The following is a 13,063-nucleotide window of genomic DNA, read 5'->3' as shown; positions in this document are numbered from 1 at the left end:
TGCAAAGAATTGAAGACAGCCTGCGGCGGGGCAAGCCCGCCGCAGGTGGTGCTTACTGCGTCAGTTTGGCCTTGGCGGCTTCCAGGCCGGGTTTGCCGTCAACGGTGGTGACGCCGACCAGCCAGGTGTCGAGCGCCTGTGGGTTTTTCTTCAGCCAGGCCTTGGCTGCGGCGTCGGGTTTCATCTTGTCGTCCAGGACGTTACCCATCAGGGTGCTTTCCATGTCCAGGGTGAAGTACAGGTTTTTCAGCAGTTGGCCGACGTTGCTGCACTCCTGAACGTAGCCCTTGCGGGTGTTGGTCAGGACAGTTGCCTTGCCGAAATCCGGGCCGAAGAAATCATCCCCACCGCTCAAGTACTGCATCTTGAAGCGCTTGTTCATGGGGTGCGGCTCCCAGCCGAGGAACACCACGTCGGTGCCGCGACGCTGGGCGCGATCCACTTGCGAGAGCATCCCGGCCTCGCTCGACTCGACCACCTTGAAGCCGGCGTCTTTCAAGCCGAAGGCGTTCTTGTCGATCATGCTCTGGATGGTGCGGTTGCCGTCGTTGCCCGGCTCGATACCGTAGATCTTGCCGTCCAGCTCCTTCTTGAACTTGGCAATGTCGGCAAAGTCTTTCAGACCCTTGTCATACAGTGCCTGAGGCACGGCCAGGGTGTACTTGGCGTTCTCCAGGTTGGCCCGAACAGTCTCCACGGTGCCGGCATCGCGGTACGGCTTGATGTCGTTTTCCATGGTCGGCATCCAGTTGCCGAGGAACACATCCATGTTCTTGCCGTCGGCCAGCGACTTGTAGGTCACTGGTACCGAAATCATGGTGGTGCGGGTCTTGTAGCCCAGCGACTCAAGTACGGCGCTGGTGACCGCCGTGGTCACGGTGATGTCAGTCCAGCCGACATCGGAGAAGTTGACGGTACGACAGGCTTCGGGTTCTGCAGCCTGGGCCAGCACCGGCAGACTCAGCAGAGCGGCCAACAACAGCGAGGGTGAACCTTTCATGAGTGGACTCCTAGGTGTTTTCTTGTCGGGTGTCCCGCAGGACCGCCACGCGTTGTGAGTGATCTACTCGGGTGGGCCGGACGGTCGGGCGACAGCGGGACGGGTGCCGTGCAATCGAGTCGAGATTGATCATCTAACAGCCAAAAACAAACGCCTACAGGGTGCGTCGTATCCAGTACAGGCAGGGTCGCATCCAGTGCAGGTGAGGTCGTTTACAGTGTTTTTCCTCCCCGTAACGGCCCTTTACGGCGATCTGCACCGCATAAAAACGGCGTAATCCAGCGGCCAACGGCGAGCGGCGTTGCTGGACAAGAGTGGGTCGGTTGCAGACGTCAGAGCTGCTGATAAAAGCCTGATGATGCGCGCATTCCGGCGGATTGCAGCTTCAGCGTAGCAGCTCCGCCACCCGCGGCTTGTGGCGGCGGGCGTGTGCTCATTCAGGAGGTTCGCGGCCATGGCTATCAGTGTGTTTGACCTGTTCAAAATCGGTGTCGGGCCGTCCAGTTCCCACACCGTAGGGCCCATGCGAGCGGCCGCATTGTTCGTCCAGGGGCTGCGCGAACGTGGCGAGCTGGCGCAGGTCCGGCGTGTCGAAGTGCGCCTGTACGGTTCGCTGTCGGCCACCGGCATCGGCCATGGCAGTGACAACGCCGTGATCATGGGCTTGATGGGCGAATGGCCAGACGCGATAGACCCCTCACAAATCGGCCTGCGCATTGCGGTATTGCGCGAAACAGACACCTTGCTGCTGGACGGCCGACTGCCAATCGAGTTCGTCTGGGCGCGCGACATGCGCTTGCTGGAGGAGAACCTGCCGTATCACCCGAACGCCATGACCCTGATTGCAGAAGGTGCGGAGGGTGAGTTGCACCGGGACACCTACTACTCGGTGGGCGGCGGCTTTGTGGTCGACGCTGCCCAGGCTGCCAGCGGCGTGCTAGACGCCGACACCACGGCATTGCCCTACGATTTCAACAGTGCGGTGGAGCTGCTTGAGCTGTGCAAGCAAAACGACCTGCGCGTGTCGCAATTGATGCTGGAAAACGAAAAAGTCTGGCGCAGTGAAGAGGAGATTCGGGCTGGCTTGATGAAGCTCTGGCGGGCCATGCAGGACTGTGTGGAAAACGGCCTGAAATACGAAGGCATACTGCCGGGCGGGCTGAATGTGAAGCGTCGTGCTGCCAAGTTGCACCGTAGCCTGCAGGAGCTGAACAAGCCCAATGTAATTGGCTCGACCCTCAGTGCCATGGAATGGGTGAACCTTTATGCACTGGCGGTGAATGAAGAGAATGCTGCTGGCGGGCGCATGGTCACTGCGCCCACCAACGGTGCGGCGGGGATCATCCCGGCGGTGCTGCACTACTACATGCGTTTCAGCGAAGAGGTCAGTGAAGCCTGCGTGGTCGACTTCTTTCTGGGCGCGGCGGCGGTGGGCATCCTGTGCAAGAAGAACGCCTCGATCTCGGGCGCTGAAGTGGGCTGCCAGGGTGAGGTCGGTTCAGCCTGCGCCATGGCGGCTGCCGGGTTGGCGGAAGTGCTCGGGGCAACCCCCGCGCAGTTGGAGAATGCTGCCGAGATTGGTCTGGAGCATAACCTCGGGCTGACCTGCGACCCGGTTGGCGGCCTGGTGCAGGTGCCCTGCATCGAGCGCAACGCGATTGCTGCGGTCAAGGCGATCAATGCGGCGCAGATGGCCCTGCGTGGCGACGGTGAGCATTTCATCTCCCTCGATCGGGTGATCCGCACCATGCGCGATACCGGCGCCGACATGCACGACAAGTACAAGGAAACCTCACGCGGTGGCCTTGCGGTCAGCGCCATCGAGTGTTGAACACGGCTGCGCCGTTTTCGCCCATGCCGGTGTCGGCGCGCTGCTTTTTGGCGCAGCGTCGACACCGCTGCATCCCGGTCCTCCCTTCCGAGTGTCACTGCGCCTGTGGTGACACATCGCCGATGTCGCTTCCAAGCATCCTCTACACAAGTGCTACCGTACTGCTCACTTTTCCTACAGAGATGCGCTAGTCCGGCACTTTGCGTTTATAAACGCAGCGCTGAACAAAGGCCGTATAGACGCATTGCGACGTCGTTTTCAGGTTTTATTGAATAGCTATTCAATTTCAGGCATGGCATTTGCGTTGTGTTGTGCAAAGCCCTGCATTCGAGATGGGGCCCTGACAAAAAAACCGTGCCTGAGGCGCAACCTGCATTGTGTGAGGAGAGACCGCGATGACGCCGTACAACTCCGGGGCCCAACCCCAAACCCGCACACCACAATCCATCGGCTTTCTGCTGTTGGACAATTTCACGCTGATCTCCCTGGCCTCGGCCGTGGAGCCACTGCGCATGGCCAACCAGTTGTCCGGCCGTGAACTGTATCGGTGGACTACCTTGAGCGTGGATGGCGGGCAAGTGTGGGCCAGCGACGGCTTGCAGATCACTCCGGACGCCTCAATGCACAAAGCGCCTGCAATGGACACCGTGATTGTCTGCGGTGGTATTGGCATTCAGCGCACCGTTACCCGTGAACACGTTACCTGGCTGCAAAGCCAGGCGCGGCAGTCGCGCCGGTTGGGTGCAGTGTGCACCGGCAGCTGGGCACTGGCCTGTGCGGGCCTGCTCGATGGCTTTGATTGCAGCGTGCACTGGGAATGCCTGGCAGCCATGCAGGAAGCCTTCCCTCGCGTCAGCATGAGCACCCGGCTGTTTACCCTCGACCGTAACCGCTTCACCAGTTCCGGTGGCACTGCGCCGCTGGACATGATGCTGCACCTGATCAGCCGTGATCATGGTCGTGAACTGTCAGCGGCGATCTCGGAAATGTTTGTCTACGAGCGTATTCGTAACGAGCAGGATCATCAGCGTGTGCCACTCAAGCACATGCTTGGCACCAACCAGCCGAAGCTGCAGGAAATCGTCGCGCTGATGGAAGCCAACCTGGAAGAGCCGATCGACCTTGATGAGCTGGCGGTGTATGTCGCAGTGTCGCGGCGACAGCTGGAGCGCCTGTTCCAGAAGTACCTGCACTGCTCGCCATCGCGTTATTACCTGAAACTGCGGTTGATCCGTGCCCGGCAACTGCTCAAGCAGACCCCGATGTCGATCATCGAAGTGGCCTCAGTGTGTGGTTTCGTCTCCACGCCGCACTTCTCCAAGTGCTACCGCGAGTACTTCGGTATTCCGCCGCGTGATGAGCGTGTGGGCTCCAACACTGCCCAGCAGGTGGCAATGATGCCGATTCCACAGGCACTGGTGCTGTCGCCACTGGCAGGGCCGATGTCGGCACTCAGCCAGGCACGCAACGAATCGACCTTCGCCAGCGTACGCCTTTAGCCGAAAGCGCTTCCGGCCTTTTCGCGGGCAAGCCCGCTCCCATGCGAGAGCGGGTTTGCCCGCGAAAAGGTGTCAGCTACGGTTGCTGTTGAACTGTGCCAGCGCCGGCAACAGCTGCTTTTCGATGGCCTGGCGCACAGCCGGCAGGATGGTCGCGCTGCTGGTGTACATCTGCTCGACCATACCGCGCAGCGCCTTGGCCCGAGGCTCACTCAAGCCCCGCACCGCACACTCGCACGCTTGCTCGGCAGTTGCCCCGGCAGGCATTTCAAAACCCAGTGCGCGCAGTTGGCCCAGCAGGTCGTCCTGATCAATCAAATCCGCATGCATCATGGCTATTGTCCTTGTCGACGGGAGGGATCGTGGGTCGATTCTGGTGTTCGCCAATCAGCGGAGCAAGGGCAGCGTGTCGCAATGGCCGGCATACCTATGAACAGGTCGTTTTCGGCTAAATCGAAGGGCATGGGAGGCGGCACACTGGGGCCAGGTTTCAGTATGGACGGTTTGGTCACCCTCCAGATGTAGCGCGTCATTGCTCGCTTTTGACCCCGGCTTGTCACGGCTTGCCGGGGTTTTTTTTGCCTTGAAGTTTGTGGCGGTGCGAGCAGGCATCGCCAGCGTTAGCGACCGGCCTTGAGCAGCACCGCGCAGGCGCATTTGTAGGCTTCGTGCTGGTACTTGTTCAGCGAGCCGGGCAATTCCAAAGCGTGTTTCTTGCTTTGGGCGCTGACCGTCTGTGGTGACAGCAACTGCACTTCGCAGGTGTCCAGCAGTTGCAGGATGCCTTCGATCTTGAAGGTGGTCGGGCCACCTGCGAACTCACCTTTCTTGCTGCGTTTCTTGATTGCCAGGTGGGTGATGCCGTGGTCGGCAACGAACTGCCTGGCCTGGTTGGCGAAGGCTTTGACGTTGGCGGCCTCGTCGTCATCCTCCAGGGCGATTTTCTTGGTCGCCAAAGGCCGGTGCACCGGTAGGCCAGCTTCAAGCGTGGCCACCGCGAGCAGGGCTTCGCTGCCCTTGATTTCGATTCCGCAAACGTTCATTCGTACCTCAGGGTGGGGTTATTGCAGGCCCAGTGACTGCAGGTACTCGGAGCGATCATCGCTGCGTTGGGCCAGGCAGGTGTTCTGCGCGGTTTCGAAGTCCTTGCTGCCGGGCTTCTCGGCGAAGGTCTCCACGGCGCAATCGGCATCGCGGGCCTTGCTCCAGAGTTGCTCGGCGTTTTTCAGGCGGGCGCTCAGTTCAGTGATCTGCGCCGGCTGGCCGGCGTACTGCTCCTTGATGCGATCAAGCAGGTCGGCAAAGGCTGCATTCAGCTCGCGCTCGGCGGTCTGGCGGTTATAGACCGCGCAGTCGTAGCTCTGCTGGCTGGTTTCGACGTTGTCACAGGGCGTGCTCTCTTCTTCCGCCGCCTGGGCGCCGAAGCTCAGGGCCGCCAGGGCCAGCCATACCATTGGTTTCATCTACGACATCCCCCAAGCCGGTGTTTGGAACAGAAGTGCCGATTCTCGCTCAGCCGCGAGACAAATAACAGCGCCGCAGGCGCCCATAACAGCCATCAAGGCAGGGCCGCGAAGGGGCGCTTTGTCGCCCTTTGACGCTTTCGGCAATACCCCTGTCGTTTTTGCACCGAGGCCCTTCCGGCCCCAGGCATATGCTGGCCCCAAAGCGCCGGCAGACGATTCGGCGCAGGCATCGAGAAAAGGGGACCGCCTGATGAGCCCAGCCGAATTACACGCAGACAGCATCGTTATCGACGGGCTGATCATCGCCAAATGGAACCGCGAGCTGTTCGAGGACATGCGCAAAGGTGGCCTGACCGCTGCCAACTGCACCGTGTCGGTGTGGGAGGGTTTCCAGGCGACCGTCAACAACATTGCTGCCAGCCAGAAGCTGATCCGCGAAAACAGCGACCTGGTGATTCCGGTGAAGACCACCGCCGACATTCGTCGGGCCAAGGAGCAGGGCAAGACCGGGATCATCTTCGGCTTCCAGAACGCCCATGCCTTTGAAGACCAGTTGGGTTATGTCGAGGTGTTCAAGCAGCTCGGCGTCGGCGTGGTGCAGATGTGCTACAACACCCAGAACCTGGTCGGTACCGGCTGCTATGAGCGTGACGGCGGGCTGTCGGGCTTCGGTCGCGAAGTGGTGGCCGAGATGAACCGCGTCGGCATCATGTGCGACCTCTCTCACGTGGGCTCCAAGACCAGTGAGGAAGTCATCCTCGAATCGAAAAAACCGGTGTGCTACTCCCACTGCTTGCCGTCCGGCCTGAAGCAGCACCCGCGCAACAAGTCCGATGAAGAACTGAAATTCATCGCCGACCATGGCGGCTTTGTCGGCGTGACCATGTTCGCGCCGTTCCTGGCCAAAGGCATTGACTCGACCATCGACGACTACGCCGAGGCCATCGAGTACACCATGAACATCGTCGGCGAAGACGCGATCGGTATCGGTACCGATTTCACCCAGGGCCACGGCCAGGAGTTCTTCGAGTGGCTGACCCATGACAAGGGCTACGCCCGCCGCCTGACCAACTTCGGCAAGATCGTCAACCCGCTGGGCATTCGTACCGTAGGCGAGTTCCCCAACCTCACTGAAACCCTGCTCAAGCGCGGCCACAGCGAACGCGTGGTGCGCAAGATCATGGGCGAAAACTGGGTCAACGTGCTGCGCGACGTGTGGGGCGAGTAAGCCTCCAAACCAAGTCTCTCTAACCCCTGCCAGATGAGCAGGGGCTGCCAACCAAATTTTCTGGAGTTGAGTTTCCATGGCCAAGATCGCCCCGCAATTGCCTATCGAAGTCGACAGCGAGACCGGTGTCTGGACCTCCGACGCCCTGCCGATGCTGTACGTGCCACGGCATTTCTTCGTCAACAACCACATGGGCATCGAGGAAGTGCTCGGCGCTGACGCCTATGCCGAGATCCTCTACAAGGCCGGTTACAAGTCCGCCTGGCACTGGTGTGAAAAGGAAGCCGAGTGCCATGGCCTGGAAGGTGTCGCGGTGTTTGAGCACTACATGAAGCGCCTGTCCCAGCGCGGCTGGGGCCTGTTCAAGATCCAGGACATCGACCTGGAAAAAGGCACCGCCAGCGTCAAGCTGGAGCACTCTGCCTTCGTTTATGTGTACGGCAAGGTCGGGCGCAAGGTCGACTACATGTTCACCGGCTGGTTTGCCGGTGCCATGGACCAGATCCTGGCAGCGCGTGGCAGTTCGATCCGAACCGTGGCCGAGCAGGTCTACGGTGGTTCGGAAGAAGGCCACGACGACGGCCTGTTCATCGTCAAGCCGCTGTAAGTCGAGGATCCCGCCATGGCTTTCGAAGCAATGTTCCAGCCGATCCAGATCGGCAAACTGACCATCCGTAACCGCGTACTCAGCACCGCGCATGCCGAGGTTTATGCCACCGACGGCGGCATGACCACCGAGCGCTACGTGAAGTACTACGAAGAGAAAGCCAAGGGCGGTATCGGCCTGGCCATTTGTGGTGGCTCCTCGGTGGTGGCCATCGACAGCCCGCAGGGCTGGTGGAAATCGGTCAACCTGGCCACCGACCGGATCATCCCGCATTTCCAGAACCTGGCCGATGCCATGCACAAGCATGGCGCCAAGATCATGATCCAGATTACCCACATGGGCCGCCGCTCGCGCTGGGACGGTGAACACTGGCCAACCCTGATGTCGCCGTCGGGTATCCGTGAGCCGGTACACCGTGCTACCTGCAAGACCATCGAGCCGGAAGAAATCTGGCGGGTGATCGGCAACTATGCCCAGGCCGCGCGCCGGGCCAAGGAAGGTGGCCTGGACGGCGTCGAGCTGTCGGCGGTGCACCAGCACATGATCGACCAGTTCTGGAGCCCACGGGTCAACAAGCGTACCGACGAATGGGGCGGTACCTTCGAGAAGCGCATGCGTTTCGGCCTGGAAGTGCTCAAGGCTGTGCGGGCTGAAGTCGGCCCGGATTTCTGCGTCGGCATGCGTATTTGCGGGGATGAGTTCCACCCCGATGGCCTCAGCCATGAAGACATGAAGGAAATCGCCAAGTACTACGATGCCACCGGCATGGTCGATTTCTTTGGCGTGATCGGCTCCGGGTGTGACACCCACAACACCCTGGCCAACGTGATTCCGAACATGAGCTACCCGCCAGAGCCGTTCCTGCACCTGGCGGCCGGTATCAAGGAAGTGGTCAAGGTTCCGGTGCTGCACGCACAGAACATCAAGGACCCGAACCAGGCCACACGCATTCTGGAAGGCGGCTATGTCGACATGGTCGGCATGACCCGTGCGCACATCGCCGACCCGCACCTGATCGCCAAGATCAAGATGGGCCAGGTCGACCAGATCAAGCAATGCGTCGGTGCCAACTACTGCATCGACCGCCAGTACCAAGGCCTGGATGTGCTGTGCATCCAGAACGCCGCGACCTCCCGTGAATACATGGGCGTGCCGCACATCATCGAGAAGTCCACCGGACCGAAACGCAAGGTGGTGGTGGTTGGTGCAGGCCCCGCCGGGATGGAGGCTGCCCGCGTGGCTGCCGAACGTGGCCATGACGTTACCCTGTTCGAGAAAAAGGACGCCATTGGCGGGCAGATCACGACGGCGTCCAAGGCACCGCAACGTGACCAGATTGCCGGTATCACCCGCTGGTACCAACTGGAGCTGGCGCGGTTGAAGGTTGACCTGCGCTTGGGCACCGCCGCCGACGCGGCGAGCATCCTCGACCTGCGCCCCGATGTGGTCGTGCTGGCCGTGGGCGGGCATCCGTTCCTGGAGCAGAACGAACACTGGGGCGCTGCCGAAGGGCTGGTGGTCAGCAGTTGGGACGTGCTCGACGGCAAGGTTGCGCCGGGCAAGAACGTGCTGGTGTACGACACTATCTGTGAATTCACCGGGATGTCGGTGGCCGACTTCATCGCCGACAAGGGCAGCCAGGTCGAGATCGTCACTGACGACATCAAGCCGGGTGTGGCCATTGGCGGTACTTCGTTCCCGACCTACTACCGCAGCATGTACCCGAAAGAAGTGATCATGACCGGCGACCTCATGCTGGAAAAGGTCTACCGCGAGGGCGACAAGCTGGTGGCGGTGCTGGAGAACGAATACACCGGTGCCAAGGAAGAGCGGGTGGTCGACCAGGTGGTGATCGAGAACGGCGTGCGTCCGGACGAAGCACTCTACTACGCGCTGAAGGAAGGCTCGCGCAACAAGGGTCAGATCGACATCGAGGCCCTGTTCGCGATCCAGCCGCAGCCGATTCTCAGCCAGCCGGGCGAAGGTTACCTGCTCTATCGCATCGGTGACTGTGTCGCTCAGCGCAACACGCACGCAGCAATCTATGACGCCTTGCGCCTGTGCAAGGACTTCTGATCGCTCAGTCGGCACACATCGGCCCCAGTGGGAGCGGGCAAGCTCGCGAAAGCGCCAGCACGAACAACACCGTTGTCTGATCTGACGCATTCGCGGGCACGCCCGCTCCCACAGGGCCGGTGCAGGATTCCAAGGGCCTGAACCCCTTGCAACCGCTGTTGTGGGAGCCTCCCATGTTGAACACCCTTCTACCCATCCTGCTGTTCGCTGCCATTGGCCTGGCGGTGCTCGGCGCCTTGCGCCGGGTGCGCATGTGGCGGCGTGGCCGTCCGTCCAAGGTCGACCTGCTCGGCGGTTTGCTGGCCATGCCGCGCCGCTACATGGTCGACCTGCACCATGTGGTCGCGCGTGACAAGTACATGGCCAACACCCACGTGGCGACTGCGGGCGGCTTTGTGCTGGCGGCGGTGCTGGCGATCCTGGTACACGGTTTTGGCTTGCATAACCGCATTCTCGGCTATGCCTTGCTGCTGGCAACGGTGCTGATGTTTGGCGGTGCGCTGTTCGTCTACAAGCGCCGCCTGAACCCGCCTGCGCGGTTGTCCAAAGGCCCGTGGATGCGCCTGCCGAAAAGCCTGCTGGTGTTCGCCGCAAGCTTCTTCCTCGCCACCTTGCCGGTGGCTGGCATTCTGCCGGAGGGCTTTGGCGGCTGGTTGCTGGTAGCCCTGCTCGGTGTCGGTGTGCTCTGGGGTGTGTCCGAGCTGTTTTTCGGCATGACCTGGGGCGGGCCAATGAAACACGCCTTCGCCGGTGCCCTGCACCTGGCCTGGCACCGCCGTGCCGAGCGTTTCGGTGGCGGTCGCTCCACCGGGCTCAAACCGCTGGACCTGGAAGACCGCAACGCGCCATTGGGCGTAGAAAAGCCCAAGGATTTCACCTGGAACCAACTGCTGGGTTTTGACGCCTGCGTGCAGTGCGGCAAGTGTGAAGCGGCCTGCCCGGCGTTTGCCGCGGGCCAGCCATTGAACCCGAAGAAACTGATTCAGGACATGGTCGTCGGCCTGGCCGGTGGTACCGATGCGAAGTTCGCCGGCAGCCCCTATCCGGGCAAGCCGATTGGTGAGCACGGCGGCAACCTGCATCAACCGATCGTCAATGGCCTGGTCGATGCCGAAACTCTTTGGTCGTGCACCACCTGCCGCGCCTGCGTGGAAGAGTGCCCGATGATGATCGAGCACGTCGATGCCATCGTCGACATGCGCCGGCACCTGACACTGGAGAAAGGCGCGACCCCGAACAAGGGCGCCGAAGTGCTGGAAAACCTGATTGCTACCGACAACCCGGGTGGCTTTGCACCGGGCGGGCGGATGAACTGGGCCGCCGACCTGAACCTTGAGGTGCTGGCCGAGAAGAAAGCTGCAGACGTGCTGTTCTGGGTCGGTGACGGCGCCTTCGACATGCGCAATCAGCGCACCCTGCGTGCGTTCGTAAAAGTGCTCAAGGCGGCCGCCGTGGACTTCGCCGTGCTGGGCCTGGAAGAGCGCGACAGCGGTGACGTGGCCCGTCGCCTGGGCGACGAGGCGACGTTCCAGGCGCTGGCCAAGCGCAACATTCAGACCCTGGGCAAATACAGCTTCAAGCGTATCGTCACCTGCGATCCGCACAGCTTCCACGTGCTGAAGAACGAATACGCGGCCTTTGGCGGCGAGTACCTGGTACAGCATCACAGCACCTACATTGCCGAGCTGATTGGCGCTGGCGCGCTCAATCTCGGCCAGCACAAGGGCAGCAGCGTCACCTATCACGACCCGTGCTACCTGGGCCGCTACAACGGCGAGTACGAGGCGCCGCGTGAGGTCTTGCGTGCGCTGGGTATCGAGGTCAAGGAAATGCAGCGTTCGGGCTTCCGGTCCCGTTGCTGTGGCGGTGGCGGCGGTGCGCCGATCACCGACATCCCGGGCAAGCAGCGTATTCCCGACATGCGCATGGAAGATATCCGCGAAACCGGCGCCGAGTTGGTGGCGGTAGGTTGTCCACAATGCACGGCCATGCTCGAAGGGGTGGTTGAGCCACGCCCATTGATCAAGGACCTGGCAGAACTGGTCGCCGATGCCTTGCTTGAAGACGAAGTGCCTGTGAATAAGTCGGCAGCCGCCAAACGTAGCGCTGCGGAGGTGCATTGATGAGCGACATTATTCGCCGCGACCCTCGCGCTGAGTGGATCGCCCGCAACCGCCTGCACCCGTTGCATGCGGCCATGCAGACACAACAAACAACGTGGATGGGCCCGAACGGCCTGATCCGCAAGAACCCTCATGCCGTCGGTTTCATTGGCCCTAACGGCATCAAGCGAATCGACCGCAGTGGTGCCCAGCAGGGCAGCAGCAACAAGCGCAGTGCAGCGGTCGAGGTGCAGCTGCCGCTGCATCAACTGGCCGCGCCTGCCTTCTACATTGCCGTGGTGCCGGACATGGTCGGTGGGCGCCTGAGCAGTCACGACCGCGACCTGTTGGGGCTCGCCCGTGGCTTGGCTGGCAGTGACGGTGCGGTACTGGCGGTGCTGTTTGGCGAGCACAAGGAAAGCAAATTCGACACGGCCGGCGTTGACCGCCTGTTGGTGATCGAAGGTGATGCCTTTGACGGTTATGCACCGGAGCAACGGGTCCAGGGCCTGCGCGCTGTGGATAACCAGTTCAACCCACGCCACTGGCTGCTGCCTGACAGCCGCACCGGTGGCGCTGAGTTGGGGCGGCGCTTTGCTGCAGCGCTGGGCGAGCGCCCGGCAACCCGCGTCTGGCAAGTCAAGGATGGCCTGTGCAGCGGCCGTGCGGGGGCGGGTCAGCAAGACTTGATTCGTGACCTGCCGCGGCTGATTCTGGCCTCGGCCGAATGCGCCGAGCCGGTCAGTGAAACCCGCCACGAAGCGCTGCCAGTGACGTTATCCACAGCCGTGGTCCGTAGCCTGGCACGCATCGAAGACCTCGGCCCGGTGGCCGTCGACCCGGCGGCGATTGCCATGGCCGAGGCCGAGTTCATCGTCTCTGGCGGTAATGGTGTCAAGGACTGGGACCTGTTCCACCGCGCTACCGTTGCGCTGGGCGCCACCGAAGGCGCTTCGCGGGTGGCGGTGGACGATGGCTTCATGCCGCGTAACCGTCAGGTCGGCGCGACCGGTACCTGGGTCACGGCGCGGGTCTACCTGGCTGTGGGTATCTCGGGGGCGATCCAGCACCTGCAGGGCATTGGGGCCTGCGACAAGGTGGTGGCGGTCAACCTCGACCCGGGTTGCGACATGATCAAACGGGCCGATCTCTCAGTGATCGGCGACAGCGCAGCGATCCTCAAGGCGCTGATTGCCGCTGTGGATAACTACCGCAACGAAGCCAAGCGCGATGCCGCGTAGAGCAGGGGATAGC

The 13,063-nt window shown here is 61.7% G+C and carries 11 protein-coding genes; 7 read left to right on the top strand and 4 right to left on the bottom strand.

The annotated features are described in order from the left end of the window. Window positions 1-52 precede the first annotated feature (52 nt). Entirely contained in the window at window positions 53-1,000 is a 948-nt protein-coding gene (locus tag AB7M23_RS04660) for a choline ABC transporter substrate-binding protein (RefSeq protein WP_099776084.1), read from the bottom strand. Between the two features lie 454 nt (window positions 1,001-1,454). Here AB7M23_RS04660 and AB7M23_RS04655 point away from each other — a divergent pair, with 454 nt between their 5' ends. Both AB7M23_RS04655 and gbdR read left to right on the top strand, forming a co-directional pair. Then, complete coding sequence (locus tag AB7M23_RS04655; RefSeq protein WP_454240296.1) at window positions 1,455-2,831, top strand: L-serine ammonia-lyase; 1,377 nt, start codon at window positions 1,455-1,457, stop codon at window positions 2,829-2,831. Between the two features lie 395 nt (window positions 2,832-3,226). Further along, the gene (gene gbdR / locus AB7M23_RS04650) at window positions 3,227-4,330 is read left to right on the top strand and encodes a choline metabolism transcriptional regulator GbdR (protein WP_065760214.1); all 1,104 of its coding nucleotides are present in this window, start codon (window positions 3,227-3,229) and stop codon (window positions 4,328-4,330) included. Between the two features lie 72 nt (window positions 4,331-4,402). Here the strand turns inward: gbdR and AB7M23_RS04645 are convergent, their stop codons facing one another. The 3 genes from AB7M23_RS04645 to AB7M23_RS04635 all read right to left on the bottom strand — a co-directional run bounded on the left by AB7M23_RS04645 (window position 4,403) and on the right by AB7M23_RS04635 (window position 5,793). Continuing rightward, window positions 4,403-4,663, bottom strand: a complete 261-nt coding sequence (locus tag AB7M23_RS04645; protein WP_065760213.1) for a hypothetical protein — start codon at window positions 4,661-4,663, stop codon at window positions 4,403-4,405. Between the two features lie 287 nt (window positions 4,664-4,950). Continuing rightward, window positions 4,951-5,373: a DUF3010 family protein gene (locus tag AB7M23_RS04640; protein WP_065760212.1), complete on the bottom strand. Its 423-nt coding sequence runs from the start codon at window positions 5,371-5,373 to the stop codon at window positions 4,951-4,953. 18 nt (window positions 5,374-5,391) lie between these two features. Further along, window positions 5,392-5,793, bottom strand: coding sequence for a lysozyme inhibitor LprI family protein (locus AB7M23_RS04635; protein WP_065760211.1), 402 nt, complete (start codon window positions 5,791-5,793; stop codon window positions 5,392-5,394). A gap of 253 nt (window positions 5,794-6,046) precedes the next feature. Between AB7M23_RS04635 and AB7M23_RS04630 the strand changes: the two genes are divergently transcribed. The 5 genes from AB7M23_RS04630 (at window position 6,047) to etfA (ending at window position 13,050) form a co-directional block, all read left to right on the top strand. Further along, on the top strand, window positions 6,047-7,024 hold the full coding sequence (locus AB7M23_RS04630; RefSeq protein ID WP_065760210.1) for a dipeptidase: 978 nt from the start codon (window positions 6,047-6,049) through the stop codon (window positions 7,022-7,024). Window positions 7,025-7,100: 76 nt separating this feature from the next. Next, entirely contained in the window at window positions 7,101-7,631 is a 531-nt protein-coding gene (locus AB7M23_RS04625; RefSeq protein ID WP_065760209.1) for a DUF5943 domain-containing protein, read from the top strand. Window positions 7,632-7,646: 15 nt separating this feature from the next. Beyond that, window positions 7,647-9,707, top strand: coding sequence for a dimethylglycine demethylation protein DgcA (dgcA, locus tag AB7M23_RS04620; protein WP_099776079.1), 2,061 nt, complete (start codon window positions 7,647-7,649; stop codon window positions 9,705-9,707). 173 nt (window positions 9,708-9,880) lie between these two features. Continuing rightward, the gene (gene dgcB, locus AB7M23_RS04615; protein ID WP_454240295.1) at window positions 9,881-11,830 is read left to right on the top strand and encodes a dimethylglycine demethylation protein DgcB; all 1,950 of its coding nucleotides are present in this window, start codon (window positions 9,881-9,883) and stop codon (window positions 11,828-11,830) included. After that, window positions 11,830-13,050, top strand: a complete 1,221-nt coding sequence (gene etfA, locus AB7M23_RS04610) for an electron transfer flavoprotein subunit alpha (protein ID WP_454240294.1) — start codon at window positions 11,830-11,832, stop codon at window positions 13,048-13,050. The genes dgcB and etfA overlap by 1 nt, the downstream gene beginning before the upstream one ends. Window positions 13,051-13,063 lie beyond the last annotated feature (13 nt).

Source organism: Pseudomonas sp. HLS-6 TE3448 (assembly GCF_053629555.1).
Note: the sequence above shows the minus strand (reverse complement) of the source record. Positions and strands in the feature narration are given on the sequence as shown.